Source organism: Synergistales bacterium (assembly GCA_021736445.1).
Classification (GTDB): Bacteria; Synergistota; Synergistia; order Synergistales; family Aminiphilaceae; genus JAIPGA01.
The window spans coordinates 15,743-39,212 of the sequence record JAIPGA010000015.1 but is presented as its reverse complement, the minus strand read 5'-3'; the positions used below and the strand labels follow the sequence as shown (position 1 = coordinate 39,212).

Genomic DNA, 23,470 nt, shown 5'->3' with positions numbered 1-23,470 from the left:
GGCCCAGACCGCAGAAAACAGGACAGCCGCGGAACGGCCCGCAACGGTGCGGCAGGGGACACCCCAGACCGCCGCGGAGACCACGCCAAACGACGCGAAGACCGATCAGGCCCGGCCTTCTCTCCGCAGCAGCGGACAGCCGGTACGTCCGGTCGCTTCGCAGGCTGCAGGGAACGGCGCGGCCCAGACCGCAGAAAACAGGACAGCCGCGGAACGGCCCGCAACGGTGCGGCAGGGGACACCCCAGACCGCCGCGGAGACCACGCCAAACGACGCGAAGACCGATCAGGCCCGGCAGCAGCCGACGACCGTACAGACAGAGCCGGTTGGCGGCACCGTGACGGAAGCGGCCGCGAGACAGGCCACAGGGCCTAGCGAGGCTGCCGCCCGGCCGCAACCCAATGCACCGCAACCGCAAACGATCCAGGGCACTGCGCCCGAGAAACAGACCACAGGGCAGCCAGGGGCCGACGCGGCGACCACGGAGGCAACAGCCACCAAAACGGTGACCGACCGACAGCGGAGCGCGGCGGAGCCTGCACAGGTCCGGGCCGCCGGGCAGGAACAGCAGACAGAAGGGGCCCACACCCAGGGGACCGGTGACAGGGGAACCCGACAGAACAGCGCCGACGCCCAGATGAGCGACCGGCAGCAGAGCATGCCGGACCAGGAGCAGACCGGCGGCGAGCGCGCTGCCCCCCGGGGCTTCGACGGCACCCTCGCCCGCGAACAGGGCGAACAGCAGACAGCGCAACAGCAGACTGCCAGGGAGGGCACGCAGACCGCCGAGAGCCGGAACCACAGCGCACCCGAACGCTCCGCCGCTCCGCGGCAGCAGAGCATCCCGCTCCCCGGGCGCGGTATGGCCGCCTTCAACCAGGGCGTGGCCCGGGTGGTCCGATTTGTCTCCACCGCCGACGGCCACCGCGCCCGGATCGTCGTGGAGCCGCCCGCCCTGGGCCGTGTGGATGTGAGCCTGCGTTCCACCCAGGGCGGCATCGAGGCCACCCTGCGTGTAGACTCCGAGGCGCTGAAACAGGCCGTGCAGGGCCAGCTCGGCGAGCTGCGCAACACCCTGCAGCAGCAGGGCGTGGAGATCTCGGAGCTCTCCGTGGACGTCCGCCAGCAGGAGGAGCACCAGAGCCCCTACCAGCAGAACGGTGCGGGCACAGGCAAGGGGCAGAGAGGCAAAAACGGCGCCTTCCGGCGCGACGGCGACGAGACCGAAGAGGACGAAACCGCCCTGGAGGCGCAGCTCGATCTGGAACGCGGCGTCCTCCACTGGGTGGCCTAGCGATAGAGAGCAGCACAGAGAGGGGCAGCATGTCCACGGATGGATGTGCAAATAGGCGCGAGCGCAACGGAATGCCTGCGGATAACGACACGACAACAGGAGGGAGATTCGCATGCTACGTTCATTGATGGCAGGCGTGAGCGGCATCAGGACACACACAACCTACCTTGACGTGGTGGGCAACAACATCGCCAACGTCAACTCCGTGGGATTCAAGAAATCCATCACCAACTTCGCGGACATGCTCTATCAGGACATGGGGGGCGCCGTGGCGCCCGACGAGGACGCGGGTACCGGCGGGATCGACCCCAAGCAGGTCGGCATGGGCGCCAAGACCGCCGCCATCGAGACCATCCACACCCAGGGGAATCTGGAGTACACCGGCAACTCCACCGACATGGCCATCGACGGCGACGGCTACTTTGTCGTCAAAAACGGCCAGGCCAGCATGTACACCCGGGCGGGCAACTTCGTCAAGGACGCCGGCGGCAACCTCGTCCAGTCCGGCACCGGGTACATGCTCCAGGGCTACGCCTACGAGCAGGCCTCGGAGACCGACACCTCGCTGGTCCTCAGCAGCTCCCTGGACAACATCAACATCCCCGTGGGGCAGAAGATGGAGGCCCAGGAGACCACCACCGTGGGCTACCGCTGCAACCTCGACAGCCGCGTGGAGGACTATCTCCCCATGGGACTCGATGAGAACGACGTGACATCTACGGCGACGGTGGATGGGACAAGCTACTCCCTGAACTTTTCCAGTAGTTTGACAAGCGACAGCTTTATTACGATCAACGCGGGTGAGGGAGGAGAGCATGGGAAACTGAATCTCTCCTTTGATGGCATCAATTCCACCTCAGGGTTGCCTGAACTGAGCTACGATTCCGTGGTTTCTCAGGGTGATGGCATTTTCGATGATATAGGTTCAGGAGAAGTCAGCTACAATGCAGAAACAGGTGAAATAACGATAGAGGAAACCGGTGGAGGGGCGACATTCGAGAAGTGGTCCTTTAATATAGCCCAAATTCTTGATTTCGATAGCGTGACTATTGGAGATAAGAAGTTTCTTGCGCAAACAATCCAGGGGGACCAGGAAAGCCTGGAGCTTTATTCTGAACTTGAACTCACGGAAGTTAACTTTGTATCAAACATTTCTGGTGCAGCTGGAGAGTGGACTGTTAAGCTGAATGATCCTGTCGGAGCAGATCAGGATTTAGAAGTCACATCAGTAAATAATCTTACCAAAACAATCGATATTGCTTTGGGCACTGATTCTGTAAGTAGTATAACTTCAACTGGTGCGGATGTCGAGGCTTTGGTTAACACTAATAGCGATACATCAACGATATTAACTGCTTTTGGGGGAACTAGCGATACAGTAACAGGTGACAACGGAACTCTCTCTGATGATACGAGTGTTGATTTGAGCGGTGATAAAAGCGATCGTGGAATGATCCTCTGGTCAGAAGAGGGGACGCAGTATTATGCCTCAGATGACTCCGGCAGTCCTGTAGCGATTGAAACCAAAGATGATGGAACCTTTGAGATTGATGGAACGTATACATTTTGCGCGGGGAACACGGCGACCAGTACTATATTTCTAGGAGAAGAAGGGGTTCCGGTTACAGCGAGTGGGAGTGCCTGCCATCTCACCCTCTCCTCCGACTACAAATCAATCAATATCACGAACAACGCCGAGGACGAGCAGCTGGCGTCGGTCTCCCAGCGGATCGCCAGCGTCCACGCCACGAAGATCGACATCTACGACAGCCAGGGCAACGCCCACGTACTGGAGACGAGCTTCGAGAAGATCGACAACAACCAGTGGCGGTGGCGGGCCTGGTTTCCCGACGAGAGCATCGCGCTGTCCAGCAACACCGGCATCATCGAGTTCAACGCCGACGGTCTGATCACCTCCGAGAGCAACCCCGGGCCGATCACGGCGAACTTCGCCTCCCTGGGCGCCGAGGACGAGGAGATCACCCTGGACTTCACCGGGGAATCCTTCAATGAAGACGAGATCGAGGGTGTCACCCAGTACGGATCGGAGTTCACCACCAAGGGGTACTACCAGGACGGCTACAGCATGGGCGTGCTGGAGGACTTCTCCATCAGCCAGGACGGCACCATCACCGGTGTCTACGACAACGGCGAGAACAAGGCGCTCTACCGGATGGCCCTGGCGCTCTTCACCAATCCACAGGGGCTGCAGAAGGTGGGCGACACCACCTTCATGAAGACCTCCAACTCCGGCGTGCCCCAGGATGTGCCGGCCACCCAGGGCGGTTCCGGCAAGATCGCCGGCCAGTCGCTGGAGATGTCCAACGTGGATCTCTCCCAGCAGTTCACCAGTCTCATCAAGGGGCAGCGGGGCTTCCAGGCCAACGCCCGGGTGGTGACCACCTCCGACAGTGTCCTGGAGGAGCTGGTGAACCTCAAGCGGTAAACAGATCGGCGGCCCTTTCGGGGCGCGCTCCCGAATAGAGCAGCAGACACCTGAGTATAAGGGGTGAGTGGCATGATCCAGAGCACAGGCGTCAACGGCGCCGAGATGATGAGCAACGGCACCGGTGGAGAGCAGCAGTCCACTACGGGGAACTCCAGTCTGGGGAAGGACGACTTTCTGGAGATCCTGATCACCCAGCTGACCAACCAGGACCCCATGGACCCCATGAAGGACAAGGAGTTCATCTCCCAGATGGCCCAGTTCAGCGAACTGGAGCAGATCACCAACATGAGCGAAAGCCTGGACAACCTGACCAGGGTCTCCCTCTCCTCCTCGGTGGGGTACCTGGGGCGGACAGTGGAGTACATCGACGGCGAGGGCGAACGGGTCTCCGGCGAGGTGACGGGCATCCGCTTCGACCAGGGCCAGGTGATCCTCGATGTGGGTGAGGAAAACAGCACCGTCCTGGACAACATCGTCTCTGTCTCCTGAGGGGACGGAGACGGCAGAGCGCGGACGACAAGGAGTGAGTGACCATGCAGCGATCCCTGCTTTCGGGGGTCATGGGGCTCAAGAGCTACCAGACCTTCCTTGATACGATCGGCAACAATGTGGCCAATGTGGAGACCCTTGGCTACAAGCGGCACGAGGTGAGCTTCCAGGAGATCTTCTACCAGACCACCCACGGCGGCCACGCCCCCAGCGGGAGCCGCGGCGGCGTGAACCCCATGCAGATCGGGATGGGCTCCCGGGTGGGCGCCATCGAGACGGTCTACAGCCAGGGGAATGTGGAGTACACCGGCAACCCCAACGAGATCGCCATCCAGGGCGACGGCTACTATATGCTCAGGGATGGCGACGGCCGTTCCCTCTACACCCGGGCCGGCAATTTCACGCTGGACGCCAACAACACCATGGTCCAGGCGGGAACGGGCCATACCCTTCAGGGCTATGCCATGGAGGAGGACAGCCAGAACCCGGGGAGCTATATCTCCACGGGGCAGCTCTCCAGCATCAGTATGCCCCTGGGGTCCAAGCAGCCCGGCGAGGAGACCTCGCTGGTGGGCTTCCGCTGCAATCTGGACAGCCGGCTGGATATGTACCTGCCCCTTGGAGTGGGTGAGGACGTGACACTCCAGGATACAGTGGATGGAACCACCTACGAAATTGATCTTCTTGAAGGGGATACTACCGACGATTTTGTTACCTTTGATGTTAGCTGGACCGATGCGGACGGCAACGAACAGCAGTCCAATCTGAAGGCCCAGTTTGACGGGGTGAATACCGAGACAGGCCTGCCGGAACTCTCGGGAGCCGATTTCACCTTCGACAGCGAGACAGGTATGCTGACGATCCCCGATATCGATGGCGCCGGTGAAGGTCACGACATCAAGATGAATCTCAGCGACGCCATGGATTACAAGAGTCTCTCGGTCTCCTACGAGAATCAGGCTACAAGGAGCTTCCTCGCCGATTTCAGTCTCAATGCCGATGGTGACGCCGCTACATTGACACTCTGGGATCACGAGGGGAATGTCTATGCCTTTCCCGAGGAGATCCCGCTCAATCCGGACGGGAGCTTCGGAACGAACTATGAGGGGACCATCACCACCCCCGAAGGTGATCTGACGGCGACTATCTCAGAGGACGGCAGATCGGTGGTCTTCAACAGCGACCAGAATCTGCCCCACGATGAGGAAGGCGAGGTGGCCCGGATCACCCAGCGGGATACCGGTGTCCATGTCAGCCAGACACAGGTCTACGACTCGCTGGGGACAGCTCACACCATGGAGATGCGCTGGGAGAAGATCGGCGCCGACCGGTGGCAGTGGCGGGCTTCTTTCCCCGACGAGGATGGACTCAACATCGAACCGCCTACCGGGGAGGTGGCGTTCGACGGCCAGGGGTCGATCACCTCCGAGAACCCCATTGTGAGCATCGGTTTCGGTTCCGGTGGAGCCGAGACCACCCGTGTGACCTTCGATTTCAACGGTGACAACTTCGACAAGGAACCCATCGAGGGGGTTACCCAGTACGCCTCTCCCTCCACGACCAAGGGCTACTACCAGGACGGCCACGGGATGGGCGTGATGACCAGCTACCAGATCGGCCAGGACGGCAGGGTCTCGGGCATCTACGACAACGGCCAGACGGTGCCGCTCTACCGGATTCCGCTGGCGCTGGCCAACAACCCCGGCGGACTCAGCAAGGCCGGCGAGAATGTCTACGTGGAGGGACCGAACACGGGGATCATCGAGCTGGGCAATCCTTCGGAGGGCCGGGCCGGCAAGCTGATGAGCATGAGCCTGGAGACATCCAACGTGGATATCGCCCAGGAGTTCACCAACCTCATCCGGGGCCAGCGGGGCTACCAGGCCAACGCCCGGATCATTACCACCAGCGACGAGGTGATGGAGGAGACGGTGAACCTTAAACGGTAACCTGTGACGCAATGGAGGCGCTATGATCGAGGTAACCCGGTTCGACGGCAGCACCTTCTATCTCAACGTCGACCTGGTGGAGACGGTGGAAGCGACGCCCGATACGGTGATCCTGCTCTCCAACGGCCACCGCTATGTGGTCCGCGAACAGATGCGTGTGGTGGTGGACCGCATCCGTACCGCCAAAGACGCCAGATTCCGCGGGGCCTTTGACGGTTCGTGACGGGAGCTTTACTATGTAGCTATACGATGCAGAGTGGTCCTCCCCGTTTGGGATGAGCGCGGTGCTTCTGACTGTTCTCTGGAGGTGGCGTTGTGGATCTGGCAACCGTTATCGGCATATCTCTGGCCTTCATCCTCGTCGTGGGGGGGATCGTCGCCGGGGGCGACGCAGGGGCCTTTGTCAACTTTCCTGCTTTGCTGATCGTCATCGGCGGCAGTATGGGCGCCACAATCATCAGCAATCCGCTGGAGCGCATCCTCAACATCGGGAAGGTGGTCCGGCGGGCCTTCTTCGCAAGCAGCCCCGATCTGATCGGGCTGGTGCAGACCATGGTGAGCTTTGCCGAGAAGGCCCGGCGCGAGGGGCTCCTGGCGCTGGAAGACGACGCCGCCGAACTGGACGATGTCTTTCTGGGCAAGTCCATCCAGCTGGTGGTGGACGGCACGGATCCCGAGCTGGTGAAGTCGATCCTCGATACGGAGATCGGTCTGCTGGAGGAGCGGCACGTCCAGAACAAGAAGATCTTCGATTCCCTGGGCGAGCTGGCGCCGGCCTTCGGAATGCTGGGGACGCTGATCGGTCTGATCCAGATGCTGCGCAATCTCGAGGATCCCGATGCCCTGGGGCCGGGGATGGCGGTCGCTCTGATCACCACCTTCTACGGTTCCTTCCTCGCCAACGCCTTTGCGATTCCCCTGGCCCGCAAACTGGGAGCCCGCACCTCCGAAGAGGTGCTCTCCCGGGAGCTGATGGTGGAAGGCGTTCTGGCGATCCAGGCGGGGGAGAACCCCAGGATTGTGGAGGAGAAGCTCAAGGTCTTCCTGCCCCCGGTGCAGCGGCAGGTGCTTGAGGAACAGAAGAACACCGGCGGGGAGGAGTAGTCGCCGCGTCTGTGCCTGCGGGTCGTAGAGGATCTCGATTCGGGAAGGAGAGCCCATGGCGAGGAAGCGCCGTTCCAGGGATGAAGAAGGCGGCGCAGGATGGCTGATGACCTACGGCGATATGATGACCCTCCTGCTTGTCTTCTTTGTCTTTCTCTTTGCCTTTTCCACCATTGATGTCCAGAAGTTCCAGAAGATGATCATGTCCTTCCAGGGCGCCATCGGCGTGATGCCGGGCGGCGAGACCACCCAGGAGTCCGACAAGGTCTTCCAGGGCGAAACCGGTGTCGACGCAGGCGAGGCCCGGAAGCAGACCCAGGAGATCCTCGACGTGGCCCGTCAGGTGCAGACGCTGATCCGCGAGGAGGGCCTGGAAGACGAGGTCTCCGTCCGGGTGGACCAGCGGGGCGTGACCATCTCCATGACGGACCAGCTGCTTTTCGAGCTGGGCAGCGCCACGCTGCTGCCGCCGGGCAAGCGCATTCTCGCCAAGCTGGCCGAGCTGCTGCAGCGCACCTCGGTACCCATGTCCGTGGAGGGACACACCGACAACCTGCCCTTCCGGGGCGATGATTTCCGGAACAACTGGGAGCTCTCGGCCTCCCGGGCGGTGGCGGTGGTCACCTATCTGCAGAGAGCCGGGGTGCGTCCCAGGAGGATGGAGGCGGTGGGCTTCGGCCAGTACCGTCCGATTGTGCCCAACGATACCCGGGAACACAGGGCGCTGAACCGGCGGGTCGACATCGTGCTGCTTTCCGAGTACGCCCTGGAATGAGGGGGAGGATTCTATGAAGCGTCTGTTGATTTTCGCCGTTGTCGGGCTTCTTGCCCTCATACTGGGTGTGGGCGGCGGTATCTTTATGGGGATGAAGTTCTTCGGCCAGCCGAACGATGTGGGCGGCCAGGGCGGGCAGGCTCCCGGACCGACGGTGCCGCTGGGGGAGTTCACGGTCAACCTCGCCGACAAGGAACCCCATGTGGCCCGTTTGACCATTGTGCTGGAGGTGACCTCCCCGGAGGCGGTGGAGCTGGTCTCCGCCGAGGGCTGGAAGAGCCGCCTGCGGCACGAAACGATCCTGACGGTCAAGAACAAGCGTTTGAACGATATGCGCAGCGGCGAGGGGGTGTTGGAGCTGGGCCACGAGATCAAGCACCGGCTCAACGCGCTGCTCCCGCTGGTGAAGCAGAAACCGCCGGTGTCGCGGGTGCTTTTCGAGAATTTTATCCTGCAGTAGAATAGTGGTGTGGGGAAGGAGGTGAGTTCCCGTGGTGCCTGAGGTGCTTTCGCAGGAAGAGATCGACTCGTTATTGCAGGCCGTGAGCAGCGGCAGTGTCGACATTGATGATATCGGCACGGAAGAGGAAGAAGATAAGGTCAAGATCTACGACTTCAGGCGGCCTGACAAGTTCAGCAAGGATCAGCTGCGCGCCATCCAGATGATCCACGAGTCCTTTGCGCGGCAGCTGACCACCATGCTCTCTACGATGGTGCGCTCCATGGTCTCCACCGAGGTGGTCTCCGTGGATCAGCTGACCTACGACGAGGTGGTCCGTTCGCTGGTGCATCCCACCACCATCGCCGTGCTGGAGATGTATCCCCTTTCGGGAAACGCCATCATGGAGGTAAACCCGCAGCTTGTCTTCTCCATCCTCGACCGGATGCTGGGCGGCAAGGGGGAGCCGCTTCGCAAACCCAGGGAGCTCACCGAGATCGAACAGACCGTTACCGAGCGGGTGGTCATGCGTTTTCTCGAGTTGCTGGAGGAGAGCTGGAGCACCGTCGTGGACATCCGCTTCCGCTTCGAGAGCATGGAGAGCAATCCCTTCTTCGTGCAGATCTGTCCGGGTTCGGACATGGTGCTGCTGGTGACGCTGAAGGTGACGCTGGGCGATACGGAGGGGCTGGTGAATCTCTGTATCCCCCATATCGTCATGGAACCCATGGTGGACAAGCTGAGCTCCCAGCACTGGTTCGCCTCCACGGCAAGGAAGGTCACCGAAGACGTGAAGGATCGCCTCAAGGAGAATGTGGGGCGCATCCGCGTGCCCCTCAGCGCGGAACTGGGGAGTACGTCGCTGGCCCTGCAGGATGTGCTGCAGCTCCAGGTGGGCGATGTGGTGCGGCTCGACGCGGCGACCAACGACCAGGTCTGTGTCCGGGTGGGCGCAGAGGTGAAGTTTGTCGGTACGCCGGGCACGCGCAAGGGGAACAACGCGGTGCGTGTCGACCGGGTGCTGACGCAGGAAGAGTGTACGGAACGCGAGGAGGTGTGACCGTTGTCTGACGAGCTGTTGAGCCAGGAAGAGATCGATGCGCTGTTGAACAGTGCGCCGGATTCCTCTTCCTCCGAAGGGGAGGGAGGCGGTCTCGACAAGGAGCAGGAGGATATCCTCAACGAGGTTGCGTCCCTGGTGGCCAACGCCGGCAGCAATGTGATCGGTATGCTGGCGGGACGGGAGATCACCTCCTCCATCGACGAGACCTTTGTGGTGGCCCAGAACGAGTTTCCCGGCAGGGCGGGGGAGGGACGCTTCTTCCGCTATGCCATGAAGTGCGACGGCCTTGACGACGCTCCCACGGCCTTCGTGCTGGACGAAAAGGGGGCGCTCACCGTTGCGGATCTGATGATGGGCGGCGACGGTGTGGAGCTGCCCGAGGAGGCCAACGATCTCTACCTCAGTGCTGCCCAGGAGGGGCTCAGTCAGGTGGTGGGGGCGGCCTTCACCAACATCAGCGGACTGCTCAAGGGACAGCGCCTGGCCCAGGGCGAGGCCTCGGCGGGTCTGCAGGAGGGTGACTGGCTGCCGCTGGAGTCCCTTGATCCATCCACCCAGATCTGGGCTGTGCGTGGGACACTCAACATCAGCGAGGTCGGCGAGATGCCGCTGTGGTTTGTGCTGCCCCTCGACCAGGCCACCGACCTGGCCGGTCGGATCCAGGAGGCCGTGGCGCCGAAGCAGGAGGAGCCTGCGCCGCAACAGCAGCAACAGCCGCAACAGCAAAAGCAGCAGCAACAGCAGCAACAACCGCAGCAGCAGGCTCAGAAGAAACAGCAACAGCAGCCTCCCTCGGGAGGCGCCCCGGCCGGAGGAGCGGCCCGGCAGCCCGCCGGCGGTCAGCAGGTGGATGTGCGGCCTGCGGAGTTTGTGCCCCTCGATCAGGGAGAACAGGGTGAAGCGCCGGGAAATCTGGATCTGATCCTTGACATACCGGTGCGGTTGACGGTTGAATTAGGCAGGACTCGCAAAACAATCGGAGAAGTGCTCAATATGGCGCCGGGCTCTGTGATAGAATTGGAAAAGATGGCTGGCGAACCCGTTGACCTTCTCGTCAACGGCAAGCTGATCGCCCGGGGAGAGATCGTCGTCATAGATGAGAATTTCGGTGTTCGCCTCACTGAGATAGTCAGCCGGACCGAACGGATACGTTCAGCGGGGATCTAGACCGGACGCAGGGGGGAAAGGTGGAAATGGGAGCAAAGGTACTCGTAGTCGATGACGCAGCCTTTATGCGAATGATGCTTAAAGATATCCTGGTCAAAAACGGTTTTGAGGTGGTCGGCGAAGCCGAAAACGGCAAGGTTGCCGTGTCGATGGCCGAGGAGAACAGCCCCGATGTCATCACCATGGATATCACCATGCCTGAAATGGACGGGATCAGTGCTGTCAAGGAGATCAAAAAGGCGAATCCCGATGCGAGGATTGTCATGGTCAGCGCCATGGGGCAGCAGGCGATGGTGATCGAGGCCATCCAGGCGGGAGCGAAGGACTTTATCGTCAAACCCTTTCAGCCGGACCGGGTACTCGAGGCTCTGAACGAAGCACTCTCCTGACAGGCGTAATGAACTACTCTCCGAATACAACATCCCGAAACACCGGGGGGCGAAGCCTATGCTGTACTGTAGGGTTCGCCCTTCTTTTTTACATGTTGCTGCCGGTGGTCTGCGCCTGGTCCGATATGGGTGATGGCGGTACGGAGCCCGATTTCTCGGGGTACATGATCCGTATGGTGTTCGCCATCGCCGCGCTGGGAGTGGTTGGGTGGATGGCGAGCCGCTGGTATCCCCGGACAAAGGGACAGTCGGCCCGGGGTGTCTCGCTGCTGGCGGCCGTGCCGGTCGGGAAGGACACGGTGCGGGTGGTCGCCTGCGGTCCCGAGGTGATCGCCCTGCTGTCGTCGCGGTCCGGCACGGTGGTGATCGGGCGCTGGTCCCGGGAAGAGTGGGAGGCCTCATGCCGACAAGAGTCGTAGTATCCTTTCTGGCTGCCTTCGCCCTGATGCTGTGCCTCGCTTCCGGCGTGTGGGCCCAGCCGGAGGCGCCGCAGATACCCTTGCCGGCGCTGGAGATGGGGCTCAGTGCGGCGGAATCGCCGGAGGATATCGCCGTGACGCTCCAGATCCTGGCGCTGCTCACGATCCTCACGCTGGCTCCGGCGATCGTCCTGATGATGACAAGCTTCGTCAGGATACTGGTGGTGCTGGGTTTTGTCCGGCATGCCCTGGCGCTGCAGCAGACGCCGCCGAATCAGGTGCTGGTGACGCTGGCGCTCTTTCTGACGCTCTTTACCATGACCCCTGTCTGGCAGGCCATCTACGACGACGCCCTGCAGCCCTACCTGGCCGAGGAGATCACCAGCGTCGAGGCGCTGCAGACGGCGGTGCAGCCGGTGCGGACCTTCATGCTGGAGCAGACCAGGGAGAAGGAGCTGTCGCTGATGATGAGCCTGGCCGGTCTGCCGAGGCCCCAGGGGCCCGATGACGTGCCCTTCAGAGCACTGGCGCCCGCCTTCATGCTCAGCGAACTGAAGACGGCCTTCCAGATGGGCGTGCTGATCTTTGTCCCCTTTATCGTGGTGGACATGATTGTGGCCAGTGTGCTGATGAGCATGGGAATGATCATGCTGCCGCCGATGATGATCTCGCTGCCCTTCAAGGTGCTGCTCTTTGTCATGTCCGACGGCTGGAACCTGGTGGTTTCCAGCCTCGTGAGCAGCTTTTAGGCCCACTCGGGAGGTGAGGTTGCCGTGGAGCCGCTCAGTGTCTTCGATATGCTGCGTCAGGCGGTCTGGACGGCGCTGGTCTCGGCGCTCCCCATTCTGCTGGTGGCTATGGGCATCGGCCTGATGATGGGGATCATCCAGACCGCCACCTCCATCCAGGAGCAGACCCTGGCCTTCATTCCCAAGATCGTGGCGGTGCTGTTGAGCACCATCTTCTTCGGTTCCTTTATCTTCAGTCGGGTCGGCGAGCTGGCAAAGGAGATCCTGGGGCAGCTGCACAGGTTCGTGCAATGACCCTTTCGGAACCGGAGCTGCTCTGGCTGGTTGTCCTTTTTCTGTCCAGTATCCGCTTCCTCGGCCTCCTTCTGGTGGCGCCGGTATTCATGATTCCCTCGCTTCCGGTGCCGGTACGCTTCTGGATCGCTCTCATGCTGGCGCTGATCGCCACGCCTCAGGCGGCGCCGGTTCCGGATCTGGCGGCGCTCTCCGACCCTGTGGGGATTCTGGTGGCGGCGGTGCGGGAGTTTCTGGTCGGGGCGGCGCTGGGTTTTCTGAGCGGCATGCCCCTCTACGCGCTGCAGATCGCCGGCCGGGTGATCGGCGTGCGGATGGCCTTCGGGATGGCCAACATCATGGACCCCATGACTCAGTCCCAGGTCTCCATCATCAGCCAGCTCAAGTATGTGCTGGGGATGTGGTACTTCTTCAGATGGGACGGCCATCTGTTGCTGCTCCGGGCGCTGGTGGAAACCTTCCGTCTGGTGCCGCTGGGCATACCCACTATTGCCGTGATCGCCGACCCGTCGATCACGGGCTGGCTGCAGGAGGCCATGGTGCTGGCCATGCGGCTGGTGCTGCCCTTCTACGGGGCGCTGATTCTCTCCGATGTGGGCCTGGGGTTCGTGGCCCGTACGGTGCCGCAGATGAATATCTTTATTCTGGGTCTGCCGATCAAGGTCGCCCTGGGGCTCTTCCTGCTGATGGTGCTGCTGCCGGCTATGGTGGATGTGATGCAGAGCGAGATCGAGGAGACGGTGCGGTTTGCCCTCTCGGTCATTGCGGGGTAGGCTATGATATACAGGGCATTTGATCTCCAGTTCTTCGCCGAGGAAAAGACCGAGACCGCCACGCCGCGGAAGCGGCGCAAATCCCGTGAGGAGGGCCAGGTGGCCCGCAGCCAGGATCTCGGGGCCGCGGTGGTCATCCTGGTGGGGCTGCTGGCGATTCTTCTGCTGGCGGCCTGGTGGCTGGAGGGGTTCCGGGAGTTCATTGTCTTTCAGGCCAGGGAGATCAGGAGCGATCAGCTCGGCCAGGGGGAGTGGATCTCCCGGATCGGACGGGTGGCCCTGCGGCGGTTCATGAGCATCTGGCTCCCCTTCGGCTTCCTCTGTCTCATCGCCGCCCTGGCTGTGCAGATCTACCAGGTGGGGCTGCAGATCACCACCAAGCCGCTGATCCCGAAACCGAGCCGCATGAACCCTATTTCGGGACTCAAAAAGGTGATCTCCATCCGTTCCTTTGTGGAGCTGGCCAAGTCCATCGTCAAGGCTGGGCTGCTGGGGATCGTCCTCTTCATGGCCCTGAAGCAGGAGCTGGGCGCCATGGCCCAGACGGTGCACTTCCCGCTCTTTGCCGGGGTGAGCACCGTGATGGGCAAGATCTGGTGGCTGGCCATGAAGATGGCGCTTTTGCTCTTCGTGATCGCCATCTTCGACTATGTCTATCAGCGGTGGGAGTTCGAACGGCAGATCAAGATGACCAAAAAAGAGGTCAAGGACGAATACAAGCAGATGGAAGGCGACCCCATGGTCAAGCGCCGCATCCGTCAGAAGCAGCAGGAGCTCGCCCGGAGCCGGATGATGGAGGAGGTCCCGCAGGCGGATGTGGTGGTCACCAACCCGACCACACTGGCGGTGGCGCTGCAGTACGACCGGTCGGTGATGGATGCGCCGCTGCTGGTGGCAAAGGGGCGGGGGCATGTGGCCCGCAAGATCAGGGAGATCGCCGAGGAGCACGGTGTGCCTGTGGTGGAGGACCGGCCGCTGGCCTGGTCGCTCTACGAGATGGTGGAGATCGGCGAAGAGATCCCCGAGCATCTCTACAAGGCGGTGGCGGAGGTGCTCGCCTTTGTCTATCGCGTGAAGACCGGAAGCGGTACGTAACGGCCGTTGTTCCGCAAAACTGTCATCGGCTGCTATGATGAGCACACTATCTTGAGTTCCGCCGCGGGACGCCGGCGGGGAAGGACGCAGCGGAAATGGCCCGAGCCAACCAGGAGGGCGTAAAGCCCGGTTCGATGATCCAATACGCCGATATCGGCATGGCGCTGCTCATCGTCCTCATTGTGGGGATGCTGATTGTCCCTGTCCCCACGGCGCTGCTCGATATCCTCCTGTCATTGAACATCACCTTTGGTGTGGTGGTGCTGCTCACCACCTTCTATGTCTACCGTGTCCTCCAGATGGCCGCATTCCCCACCATTCTGCTGCTGGCAACGCTCTTCCGGCTTGCCTTGAATGTCTCCACCACGCGGATGATTCTGCTCCATGCCTACGCCGGCGAGGTGATCTCTGCCTTCGGGAACTTCGTGGTCGGCGGCAACTATGTGGTGGGCGGCGTGGTGTTCCTTATCCTGGTGATCATCCAGTTCATCGTGATCACCAAGGGTGCCGAGCGTGTCGCCGAGGTGGCCGCCCGTTTCACCCTCGATGCCATGCCGGGCAAACAGATGGCCATCGACGCGGACCTCAACGCGGGTCTGCTCGACGAGACCCAGGCCAAGGAACGTCGGGAGGAGATCCGTAAGGAGGCCGATTTCTACGGTGCCATGGACGGGGCCTCCAAGTTCGTCAAGGGGGACGCCATCGCCGGTCTGATCATTACGGCGATCAATATCCTCGGCGGTCTCGGCGTGGGGGTCTTCCAGCAGGACATGTCCCTTGTAGAGGCGCTGGGGACCTACAGTCTGCTGACCGTCGGCGACGGTCTGGTGGCGCAGATCCCTTCCATCCTCTTTTCCACGGCCACCGGTATCATTGTGACCAGGGCGGCCGGGGAGTACAATCTCGGAGAGGACATCATCAACTCGCTGACACGTTACTACCGACCGCTGTGGATCGGTTCGGCCATGTTGCTGGGGCTGGCCATCGTGCCGGGGTTGCCGCTGGTGCCCTTCGCCACCCTGGGGTCGCTGATGGGCTTTCTGGGCTATCGGGTCTACCGGGAGGGCAAGCTGCAGGAGCAGGCCGCCGGGGAGCCCGGCGGTCCCGCCGGCAGAACCTCCGAGGAGGGAGGGGCGCCGGGGGGCGAGGGCAGAGAGCCCCAGGCTCCCCCGGAGCCGGAGAATGTGCTGCCCCTTCTGACGGTCGATCCGCTGGAGGTGGAGATCGGCTACGCGCTGATCCCGCTGGTGGATCCCGGCCAGGGCGGCGACATGCTGGAGCGGATCAGTACCATCCGGCGGCAGATGGCCATGGAGCTGGGCCTGGTGGTGCCGCCGATCCGGCTTCGTGATAACATCCAGCTGAAGCCCACGGAGTACACGATCATGGTCAAAGGCGGCGAGGTGGGCCGCAGCGAGCTGCTCCCCGACCACTACCTGGCCATGAACACCTCGGGTTCCGAGGAGACTTTGGTCGGGGTGCCCACGACGGAGCCCACCTTCGGGCTGCCCGCCGTGTGGATCTCCCCGGAATTGCGCGAGCAGGCCGAGTCGTCGGGGTATACGGTGGTGGACGCCCCCTCGGTGCTGGCGACCCACATCTCCGAGACGGTCAAGCTCTACGGGGCCGATATCCTGACCCGCCAGGAGGTCCAGAAGCTGGTGGATCTGATCAAGGAGTCCCACCCGGCGGTGGTGGAGGAGCTCACTTCGGCGCTCGGTTTGGGCGACATCCAGAAGGTGCTGCAGAACCTGATCCGCGAGCAGGTACCCATCAGGGACCTGGTGACCATCTTCGAATCGCTGGCGGACTACGGCCGGGCTTCCCGGAGCGTGGATTTCCTCACCGAGCGGGTGCGGGAGTCGCTGGCCCGGGTGATCACGCTGGGGTTGCAGGAGAGCGACGGAACGCTGACGGTGGGTACCCTCTCCCCGGACTGGGAGAAACGGGTGCAGGAAGCCATGTCGGGGGATCTGGTGCAGGGCTGGCAGCTGAATATGGACCCCCAGGCCATGCAGCAGCTGGTGGGGGCCGTCTCCAAGTTCGCCGAGCAGGTGAGCATGAGCGGAAAGAATCCGGTGCTGCTGGTCCACCCCGAGGTCCGCCTGGTGGTCCGGCGTATTATCGAGGGAACCCTACCTCACGTAAGCGTGATATCCTATAATGAAATCGCCCAGGGTGTGCAACTGAAATCTGTAGGGATGGTGGAATAGATGCGTCTGGCACGGCAGGTCACATACGAAGCGAAGGATGAGGCGGAATCGCTTGTCATCGCCAAAGAGCGGCTCGGCCGGGACGCCGTCATTCTCTCCAGCCAGCGTGTGAAGCGGGGCGGCTTTCTCGGGTTCTTCCGCAAGGAGGTGCTGCAGGTTACTGCCGGGATCTTCGAAGAGGACCGCGAACCGGACCAGGAGGCCTCGGCGGATCGGATCAAGGCCTTCCAGCGCCTGCTGGAGGTGAAGCAGGCTGTCAAAGAGGCGATGCCGCAGGTGGCAGGGGAACATTCCCAGGCTGCCGGAGCAGCCTCTGGACAGAACGAGACGTCCGGTGAGCGGGAGTCCCGGGAGGGGGTAACCTTCGAGATCTCCCCGCAGGCCAAGGCGATGGCCCGGAACGCGGCCCAGCAATCCCCGCCGGCGGCCGAACAGGACGAGAAGGTGCAGAGTGTCTCCCGCCGTGTGGAGGAGCTGCAGCAGTCCCTGGAGGAGGTGCTGACCAGACTCGATGCCTGGGATTCGGAGAAGGCCGATCCGGGGACCACTGCGGAAGCGGAACCGGTGGACCCCAGGGTGGCACGCCTGACTGGGCAGGGGGTCGCGGAACAGCACGCCCGCGCCCTGGTGGAGCGTTTCCGTGCTGAAAGCGACAGTCGCCCCTTCCCGGACTGGCTGAACGCTACGGTGCCGGTGCTGGGCTCGGATTTCGCCCAGACCCTCGGGGGAAACCGGGTGATGTTCATCGGTCCCACCGGTGTGGGCAAGACCACCACCATCGCCAAGCTCGCCGCGGTCTTTTCCCTCTGGGAGCGGAAGAGTGTGCTCTTCCTGACGGCCGACACCTACCGGATTGCCGCCGTGGAGCAGCTGCGGACCTATGCGCGGATTCTGGGGGTTCCGCTGGAGGTTATCTACGAGCCCCACAATATCGAGGAGATCCTCAAAAAACAACAGGACAAGGAGATCCTGCTCATGGATACGGCAGGGAGAAGCCACCGGAACAGCGAGCGTCTCGAGGAGCTGCGGGAGCTCTACGAGCATTTCCAACCCGATGCGGTGCATCTGCTTCTGGCCGCCAACATGAAGTATACCGACATGCTGGATGTGGTGGAACAGATGGCGGTTGTGCCGGTGACAAGCTTCCTCTTTACCAAGCTGGATGAAACGGGCTCCTACGCCGATATCTTCAATGTGGTGATGGACTTCAATGTTCCCCTCTCCTTCTTCACGGTGGGCCAGAATGTGCCCAACGATATCGAGGTGGCTTCGCCATCTACGGTAGTGGAATCCCTTGTTGGTGGTGAACCTGTTGAAAGCGCCTGAGCGGGGCAAGCTGGAGGAGGCGCCGATTGTGGTGCGCGGCCGGCAGGACGCGGCATCCCGGGGAGAGCAGAGCGACCAGGCTGCTCACCTGCGGAAACTGGCTTCCGCAGGGGCCCCCGAAAACGGGGGCCGAAGGCTCCAGAGCATCGCCGTACTCAGCGGCAAAGGAGGGGTCGGGAAGACCCACCTCTGTGTGAATCTCGGGATCGCCCTGAGCCGCCTGGGACGGCGGGTGCTGATCTTCGACGCCGATCTGGGGATGGCCAATGTGGATCTTCTCTTCGGCATGATGCCCACAAAGACCTTGAAGAGCGTGATCAGCGGCAGCGCCGATGTGCGGAGCACCCTGGTCTCCCTGGGCGAGAATCTCAAGGTCCTCCCCGGCGGGGCGGGGATGCAGGATCTCGCCGATATGGATCAGAACAGGCAGTACGAGCTGATCGGGGAGCTGGCGACCCTTGAGGACGAAGCCGATACCATTGTGATCGATACCAGCGCCGGTATCCACAACAGCATTCTCTCCTTTGCTCTGGCTTCCGACATGACCCTCCTGCTGACGACGCCGGAGCCGACATCCGTACGGGACGCCTACGGGGTGCTCAAGAGCCTGGTGCAACGGTCCGGGGGGAGAGTGGATATCCGTCTGGTGGTGAACATGGCGATGTCGAACGAGGAGGCCCGGGGGGTGGCCGAACGCATGCAGGGTGCGTCGCGGCAGTTTCTCGGCGTCCCCGTCCCCTATCTCGGGTATATCCCCTGGGACAGGAAGGTGCGCGAAGCGGTGCAGCTGCGCCGTCCCCTGGTGGAGCTCTACGAGAGTACGGCGGTGGGACGCTCGTTCTATGCGATCGCCGAGCAGATCGCGGGCCAGGGAGCGGGTGAGGAAGAGGCGCTCCTTGCCGACCGGCAGGAGGCGAAGGGGATCAGGAGCTTTCTCTTCAAACTGACGAAACGTCTGGGATTGGGGGCATAGCGGCGTGGCCAAAAGGGGCAATCTGGAGTCCAAGTTCCTGAAACGCATCAAAAACAAGGTTACCCTGGAGATGCAGACCGGCCTGTTCAAGGGTCAGTACATCTCCGACCTCGAAGATATCCGCGAGGGGCTCCTGGCGCTCGCCCATCCCATGTACAAGGGGGGACTGCTCCGTCTCTACCGGGGGGTTACCCTGGAGGTCACCGTAGAGGGGGACCCGACTCCGCTCAGGGTAAAGGCCGAGGTGGTGCGCAGCGACCTGAGCGGGAATCTGCCACTCCTGTGGGTACGGCCTGTGGGCGAGGTGGAAAAACACCAGCGCCGGGCCTTTGTTCGGGTGCCCTGTTTGATGAAAAGCCGATTCTACAATCTCTCCAGGGAAGACGAGAAGCCGCTTTCCGGGAGCTGGAAGGAAGGGAAGGTGCTGGATATCAGCCTGGGCGGGATGCGGCTGCAGCACAAAAGCCACGGCAAGACCGACGGCATCTTCCAGAAAGAGGAGATGGGTCTTTTTACGCTGAACATCGAGGAATCGCCCTTCCTGGTGCTCGGCAGGGCCATGTGGGTTCCCCAGCCCAACGAGGAAGGCATGCAGGACGTGGGCGTGGCCTTTACCGTGGTGCCGGTGGCGGTCAGCAAAAGGTTGCAGCAGTACATCCGGCAGCAGGAACTCCTGGCAGGCGGGCGGGGGTCGTCATGAACCCCATTCGGGTGCTTGTGGTCGACGATTCGGCGTTCATGCGGAAGATCATCGGCGATATCCTCGGCGGGGATGACCGGATCACGGTGATCGACAAGGCGCGGGACGGAGAGCAGGCGCTGGAAAAGATCAAGGCCCTCAGGCCCGATGTGGTGACCCTGGACGTGGAGATGCCCAAGCGGGACGGATTGCAGGTTCTGGAGTCTGTGATGCGTGACCGGCCCACGCCGGTGATCATGGTGAGCAGCCTGACCCACAAAGGGGCGGATATCACCATGAAGGCGCTGGCGGCGGGCGCTGTGGATTTTGTCCCCAAACCGTCGGGGACCATCTCTCTGGACATGAATAAGGTGGCCGACGAGCTGCGTGGCAAGGTGATTGCGGCAGCCGGTGTCCAGGTGTCCACGCTTTCCAGTGTGCTGGTGCGGGAGCCGAAGCCTTCGCCGCCGGAGATCCGGCCGCCGGCGGTTCCCAAAAAGAGGAAGGTGACCCTGCTTGTGATGGCCGCCTCCACAGGGGGCCCCCGGGCGCTCCAGCGGGTGCTCCCCGATCTGCCGGAGGACTTCCCGGTGCCGGTGGCGATTGTCCAGCACATGCCCAGAGATTTCACCGTGTCCTTTGCCCGACGCCTCGATTCACTCTGCTCGCTGCAGGTGCGGCTTGCCGAAGAAGGGATGGAGGTTGGGCCGGGAACCGCCGTCGTCGCGCCGGGGGGCAGTCATCTCATGATAGAGCGGGGCGTCGGCGGGCGGATGCGTTGCCTTCTCTCCGACGGTCCGCCGCTCCATTCGGTGAAACCGGCGGCGGATATCCTCTTTGTCAGTGCCGCCGATGTCTACGGAGATGGTACAGTAGGTGTTATTCTTACAGGGATGGGACGGGACGGAACCAAGGGGGCCCTCGCCATCCGGAAGCGTGGGGGGTATGTGTTTTCCGAATCCAGTGAAACCGCTGTCGTCTACGGGATGCCCCGCTCTGCCGCCGAGGCCGGTGCCGCGGACAGGCAGCTTCCTCTGCAGGAGATAGGACCTTCACTGCGGGAGCTTGTGGGGGTGGCCGGCAAAAATTCAGAAGTTGGGGGACGAGGATAGTCATGAATATGGATATGGACCAGTATCTTGGTGCGTTTCTCGACGAAGCTGCCGATCAGCTGCAAAGCCTGAACGATCTGCTTCTGAATCTGGAAAACGAACCGGGAAGTAAGGATATCATCCAGGAGATATTCCGGGTTGCCCACACCCTCAAGGGGATGTCCGCCACGATGGGGTTCGAACGCATGTCTTCCTTGACCCACGCCATGGAGGATATGCTGGACCGTGTCCGGAATGACGAACTCGCACTGGGTGAGGACGATATCTCGCTTCTTTTCCAGTGCCTCGATCTCCTGACGGAAATGGTGGAGGGGATACGGGGCGGGGGCAGTGACGCCGACTACGACAGCGCTCCTCTCAAGGAGACCATCAAGAAGCGGCTTTCCCAGGAAGACGAGGAGGAGGAAAGCGGAGGCGGGGCGGATTCCGAAGCGGTTCACGAGGAGCTCACCCCCCAGGAGCGGGAGTGGCTTGCCGAGGCGCACGAACAGGGGATGAATGTCTTCAGGGTGACGGTGACCCTGGAAGAAGAGTGCATGCTCAAGGCGGCCCGCGCCTATATGGTGGTCTCCAAAGCCGGCGATTTCGGGGTGCTGATCAAAACGGCGCCGCCCGTGGAGGAGCTTGAGCAGGAGTCCTTCGGACGGAGTTTTGTGCTCTATATCGGTACCCACGAGCAGGAAGAACGGGTACGGCGGAGCATCGGCAAGATCAGCGAGATCGCCGAGGTTGCCGTTGAAGAGCCCGAGGAGCTTGCCTCCAGGGAGGCCGGCGGGGAATCTGCGGAGCCCGAGGCGCCCGGCGAGCCCGCGGGAAGCGAAAAGCAGAGCGAAGAGGCCTCCTCCAGTCGGGAGGCGCCCCAGGATGCCGAGGCGCCGACACCGGCCAACGCCAAGGCACAGGCCAAGGAGAAGGTCAAGCGCACCGGCCAGACCGTTCGGGTGGATATCGGCCGTCTCGACAAACTCATGAATCTGGTGGGAGAGCTGGTGATCGGCCGCGCCCGGATCGAGCGGCTGGCCATCGAGGCCGAATACAAAGCCTTCGAGGAGCCGCTCTCGCAGCTGGGTCGCATCTCCAGCGAGATCCAGGAGCTGGTGACCAAGCTGCGGATGGTGCCGGTTTCCTTTGTCTTTGACAAATTTCCCCGCCTGGTGCGCGACCTCTCCAAGAACATGGGCAAGAAGGTCTCGCTCACGGTGGAAGGAAAGGAAACAGAGCTGGACCGGACGGTGATCGACGAGATCGGCGATCCCCTGGTCCACCTGATCCGCAACTCCGTGGACCACGGTATCGAGATGCCGGAGAAGCGCAAGGAGGCGGGCAAGCCCCAGGAGGGGAGTCTGTACATCGCCGCGTACCAGGAAGGAAACGGCGTCATCATCGAGGTGGAAGACGACGGCAAGGGCATCGATCCCGAAAAGGTAAAACAGAAGGCCGTGGAGAAAAACCTTGTCACCTCGGAAGAGGCACAGAACATGACCGACGACGAGGCGATCCGAATGGTATTTCTCCCGGGGTTCAGTACCGCCAGCGAGGTGACCGATCTCTCCGGGCGCGGTGTGGGGATGGATGCGGTACAGAGCAAGGTGCAGTCGCTCGGCGGCCAGTTCCAGATCGAGTCCGAGGTGGGCAAGGGCTCCCGGGTGGTGATCCGTCTGCCCCTCACCCTCGCCATCGTGCTGGCTCTCCTCGTGGAAGTGGGGGGAGAGACCTACGCGATCTCCCTGGAGAATGTGGAGGAGACCCTCCTCGTGGAAACCAGGGAGGTGCGTCATGCCCACGGGACACCGGTGACCAATGTCCGGGGCGAGATCCTTCCTCTGCGTGACCTCTCCACCATTCTCAATGCGGAGAGCATGCGGAAGGAGGAGGACATCTTCCCTGTGGTGGTTGTCCGGGCGGGCCGGGGACGAGTGGGACTGATCGTGGACGATCTCATCGGCCAGCAGGAAATCGTGATCAAACCGCTGGGCAAGCTTCTTTCCAAGGTGCGGGGTGTCTCCGGCGCCACCATCCTGGGGGATGGAAATGTGGCGCTTATCCTGGACGCCACGTCCTTGTACACCAGAAAAGCCGGCTAGGAGACGATAGGCTATGGAGTGGGGAGACCTCTCGCAGCTGCAGATAGACGCGATCCGCGAGGTGGGCAATATCGGAGCCGGGAACGCCGCTACGGCGCTCTCCCAGATGCTGGGACGCGCCGTGGACATGGATGTGCCGGTGGCCGGGCTCGTCTCGATCTACGAGATCGGGAACACCCTGGGCGCCCCGGAGGATCTGGCGTCGGCGGTGCTGATCCGTGTTGAAGGCGATTTTTCCTGCAATCTTATCTTCATTACCAGCGAGGCGGAGGCCAGGAATCTGACGGAACTGCTCATATCGATGGATCTCGGCGATCTGTCGGAGGATCAGCAGGCGCAGATGCAGGACAGCGCGCTCTCCGAGTCGGGGAACATGATCCTTGGAGCCTTCCTGAACGCCCTGTCCATGCTCACCGGCTATACCTTGCCGGCCTCTGTGCCCGCGGTTGCGCACGATATGCTTGGGGCGATCATGAATGTGGTTGCGGCTATGTTTGGTGTGATGGGGGATACCGCGCTCCTTGTTCGGACGCACCTTCACGTCAAGGATGTCGACCAGCCGATCGAAGGGACGGTCGTAATGGTTCCCGACCCAGGTTCCCTCGAGGCGTTGCTGGCAAAATTGGGGGTGTGAG

The 23,470-nt window shown here is 62.1% G+C and carries 23 protein-coding genes and 1 pseudogene; all 24 read left to right on the top strand.

Annotated features, from left to right (window positions below):
* The coding region (locus K9L28_04220; protein ID MCF7935525.1) for a flagellar hook-length control protein FliK at positions 1 to 1,294 on the top strand (1,294 nt) is incomplete at its 5' end.
* A gap of 112 nt (positions 1,295 to 1,406) precedes the next feature.
* Positions 1,407 to 2,003 (top strand): annotated as a pseudogene (locus tag K9L28_04215) (flagellar hook-basal body complex protein).
* 741 nt (positions 2,004 to 2,744) lie between these two features.
* The gene (locus K9L28_04210) at positions 2,745 to 3,740 is read left to right on the top strand and encodes a flagellar hook-basal body complex protein (protein MCF7935524.1); all 996 of its coding nucleotides are present in this window, start codon (positions 2,745 to 2,747) and stop codon (positions 3,738 to 3,740) included.
* 105 nt (positions 3,741 to 3,845) lie between these two features.
* On the top strand, positions 3,846 to 4,232 hold the full coding sequence (flgD, locus tag K9L28_04205) for a flagellar hook assembly protein FlgD (protein ID MCF7935523.1): 387 nt from the start codon (positions 3,846 to 3,848) through the stop codon (positions 4,230 to 4,232).
* Positions 4,233 to 4,276: 44 nt separating this feature from the next.
* Positions 4,277 to 6,181 carry a flagellar hook-basal body complex protein gene (locus K9L28_04200; protein MCF7935522.1) on the top strand — a complete coding sequence of 635 codons (1,905 nt, stop codon included), beginning with the start codon at positions 4,277 to 4,279 and terminating at the stop codon, positions 6,179 to 6,181.
* 22 nt (positions 6,182 to 6,203) lie between these two features.
* Positions 6,204 to 6,404, top strand: a complete 201-nt coding sequence (locus tag K9L28_04195) for a flagellar FlbD family protein (protein ID MCF7935521.1) — start codon at positions 6,204 to 6,206, stop codon at positions 6,402 to 6,404.
* 92 nt (positions 6,405 to 6,496) lie between these two features.
* Complete coding sequence (locus K9L28_04190) at positions 6,497 to 7,285, top strand: motility protein A (GenBank protein ID MCF7935520.1); 789 nt, start codon at positions 6,497 to 6,499, stop codon at positions 7,283 to 7,285.
* Positions 7,286 to 7,340: 55 nt separating this feature from the next.
* Entirely contained in the window at positions 7,341 to 8,060 is a 720-nt protein-coding gene (locus K9L28_04185) for a flagellar motor protein MotB (GenBank protein ID MCF7935519.1), read from the top strand.
* A gap of 13 nt (positions 8,061 to 8,073) precedes the next feature.
* Positions 8,074 to 8,520, top strand: coding sequence for a flagellar basal body-associated FliL family protein (locus tag K9L28_04180; GenBank protein MCF7935518.1), 447 nt, complete (start codon positions 8,074 to 8,076; stop codon positions 8,518 to 8,520).
* Between the two features lie 31 nt (positions 8,521 to 8,551).
* Entirely contained in the window at positions 8,552 to 9,559 is a 1,008-nt protein-coding gene (gene fliM / locus K9L28_04175) for a flagellar motor switch protein FliM (GenBank protein MCF7935517.1), read from the top strand.
* Positions 9,560 to 9,562: 3 nt separating this feature from the next.
* Positions 9,563 to 10,729 carry a flagellar motor switch phosphatase FliY gene (fliY, locus tag K9L28_04170; GenBank protein MCF7935516.1) on the top strand — a complete coding sequence of 389 codons (1,167 nt, stop codon included), beginning with the start codon at positions 9,563 to 9,565 and terminating at the stop codon, positions 10,727 to 10,729.
* Between the two features lie 26 nt (positions 10,730 to 10,755).
* Positions 10,756 to 11,118, top strand: coding sequence for a response regulator (locus K9L28_04165; protein MCF7935515.1), 363 nt, complete (start codon positions 10,756 to 10,758; stop codon positions 11,116 to 11,118).
* 92 nt (positions 11,119 to 11,210) lie between these two features.
* A complete protein-coding gene (locus tag K9L28_04160; GenBank protein ID MCF7935514.1) occupies positions 11,211 to 11,537 on the top strand; it encodes a hypothetical protein in 327 nt (108 codons plus the stop codon).
* Positions 11,519 to 12,286: a flagellar type III secretion system pore protein FliP gene (fliP, locus tag K9L28_04155; protein ID MCF7935513.1), complete on the top strand. Its 768-nt coding sequence runs from the start codon at positions 11,519 to 11,521 to the stop codon at positions 12,284 to 12,286. The genes K9L28_04160 and fliP overlap by 19 nt, the downstream gene beginning before the upstream one ends.
* A 48-nt stretch (positions 12,287 to 12,334) precedes the next feature.
* Positions 12,335 to 12,580, top strand: coding sequence for a flagellar biosynthetic protein FliQ (locus K9L28_04150; protein ID MCF7935512.1), 246 nt, complete (start codon positions 12,335 to 12,337; stop codon positions 12,578 to 12,580).
* Complete coding sequence (fliR, locus tag K9L28_04145) at positions 12,577 to 13,353, top strand: flagellar biosynthetic protein FliR (GenBank protein ID MCF7935511.1); 777 nt, start codon at positions 12,577 to 12,579, stop codon at positions 13,351 to 13,353. Before K9L28_04150 ends, fliR begins: the two co-directional genes overlap by 4 nt.
* A gap of 3 nt (positions 13,354 to 13,356) precedes the next feature.
* Positions 13,357 to 14,448 carry a flagellar biosynthesis protein FlhB gene (gene flhB / locus K9L28_04140; protein MCF7935510.1) on the top strand — a complete coding sequence of 364 codons (1,092 nt, stop codon included), beginning with the start codon at positions 13,357 to 13,359 and terminating at the stop codon, positions 14,446 to 14,448.
* Positions 14,449 to 14,543: 95 nt separating this feature from the next.
* Entirely contained in the window at positions 14,544 to 16,661 is a 2,118-nt protein-coding gene (gene flhA, locus K9L28_04135) for a flagellar biosynthesis protein FlhA (protein ID MCF7935509.1), read from the top strand.
* On the top strand, positions 16,662 to 17,987 hold the full coding sequence (flhF, locus tag K9L28_04130; protein MCF7935508.1) for a flagellar biosynthesis protein FlhF: 1,326 nt from the start codon (positions 16,662 to 16,664) through the stop codon (positions 17,985 to 17,987). It begins immediately after the preceding gene.
* The gene (locus K9L28_04125; protein ID MCF7935507.1) at positions 17,974 to 18,960 is read left to right on the top strand and encodes a MinD/ParA family protein; all 987 of its coding nucleotides are present in this window, start codon (positions 17,974 to 17,976) and stop codon (positions 18,958 to 18,960) included. Before flhF ends, K9L28_04125 begins: the two co-directional genes overlap by 14 nt.
* A gap of 4 nt (positions 18,961 to 18,964) precedes the next feature.
* Positions 18,965 to 19,660, top strand: a complete 696-nt coding sequence (locus K9L28_04120; protein MCF7935506.1) for a PilZ domain-containing protein — start codon at positions 18,965 to 18,967, stop codon at positions 19,658 to 19,660.
* A complete protein-coding gene (locus K9L28_04115) occupies positions 19,657 to 20,751 on the top strand; it encodes a chemotaxis response regulator protein-glutamate methylesterase (protein MCF7935505.1) in 1,095 nt (364 codons plus the stop codon). Before K9L28_04120 ends, K9L28_04115 begins: the two co-directional genes overlap by 4 nt.
* A gap of 8 nt (positions 20,752 to 20,759) precedes the next feature.
* A complete protein-coding gene (locus K9L28_04110; protein ID MCF7935504.1) occupies positions 20,760 to 22,835 on the top strand; it encodes a chemotaxis protein CheA in 2,076 nt (691 codons plus the stop codon).
* A 13-nt stretch (positions 22,836 to 22,848) separates the two neighbouring features.
* Positions 22,849 to 23,469 carry a chemotaxis protein CheC gene (locus tag K9L28_04105; GenBank protein MCF7935503.1) on the top strand — a complete coding sequence of 207 codons (621 nt, stop codon included), beginning with the start codon at positions 22,849 to 22,851 and terminating at the stop codon, positions 23,467 to 23,469.
* Position 23,470 lies beyond the last annotated feature (1 nt).

Coding starts and splice junctions, on each gene's coding strand:
- K9L28_04210 (MCF7935524.1), top strand. CDS start 2,745: ATGATCCTCTGGTCAGAAGAGGGGACGCAGTATTATGCCTCAGATGAC.
- flgD (MCF7935523.1), top strand. CDS start 3,846: ATGATGAGCAACGGCACCGGTGGAGAGCAGCAGTCCACTACGGGGAAC.
- K9L28_04200 (MCF7935522.1), top strand. CDS start 4,277: ATGCAGCGATCCCTGCTTTCGGGGGTCATGGGGCTCAAGAGCTACCAG.
- K9L28_04195 (MCF7935521.1), top strand. CDS start 6,204: ATGATCGAGGTAACCCGGTTCGACGGCAGCACCTTCTATCTCAACGTC.
- K9L28_04185 (MCF7935519.1), top strand. CDS start 7,341: ATGGCGAGGAAGCGCCGTTCCAGGGATGAAGAAGGCGGCGCAGGATGG.
- K9L28_04180 (MCF7935518.1), top strand. CDS start 8,074: ATGAAGCGTCTGTTGATTTTCGCCGTTGTCGGGCTTCTTGCCCTCATA.
- K9L28_04165 (MCF7935515.1), top strand. CDS start 10,756: ATGGGAGCAAAGGTACTCGTAGTCGATGACGCAGCCTTTATGCGAATG.
- K9L28_04160 (MCF7935514.1), top strand. CDS start 11,211: ATGTTGCTGCCGGTGGTCTGCGCCTGGTCCGATATGGGTGATGGCGGT.
- fliP (MCF7935513.1), top strand. CDS start 11,519: ATGCCGACAAGAGTCGTAGTATCCTTTCTGGCTGCCTTCGCCCTGATG.
- K9L28_04150 (MCF7935512.1), top strand. CDS start 12,335: ATGCTGCGTCAGGCGGTCTGGACGGCGCTGGTCTCGGCGCTCCCCATT.
- fliR (MCF7935511.1), top strand. CDS start 12,577: ATGACCCTTTCGGAACCGGAGCTGCTCTGGCTGGTTGTCCTTTTTCTG.
- flhB (MCF7935510.1), top strand. CDS start 13,357: ATGATATACAGGGCATTTGATCTCCAGTTCTTCGCCGAGGAAAAGACC.
- flhA (MCF7935509.1), top strand. CDS start 14,544: ATGGCCCGAGCCAACCAGGAGGGCGTAAAGCCCGGTTCGATGATCCAA.
- flhF (MCF7935508.1), top strand. CDS start 16,662: ATGCGTCTGGCACGGCAGGTCACATACGAAGCGAAGGATGAGGCGGAA.
- K9L28_04115 (MCF7935505.1), top strand. CDS start 19,657: ATGAACCCCATTCGGGTGCTTGTGGTCGACGATTCGGCGTTCATGCGG.
- K9L28_04110 (MCF7935504.1), top strand. CDS start 20,760: ATGGATATGGACCAGTATCTTGGTGCGTTTCTCGACGAAGCTGCCGAT.
- K9L28_04105 (MCF7935503.1), top strand. CDS start 22,849: ATGGAGTGGGGAGACCTCTCGCAGCTGCAGATAGACGCGATCCGCGAG.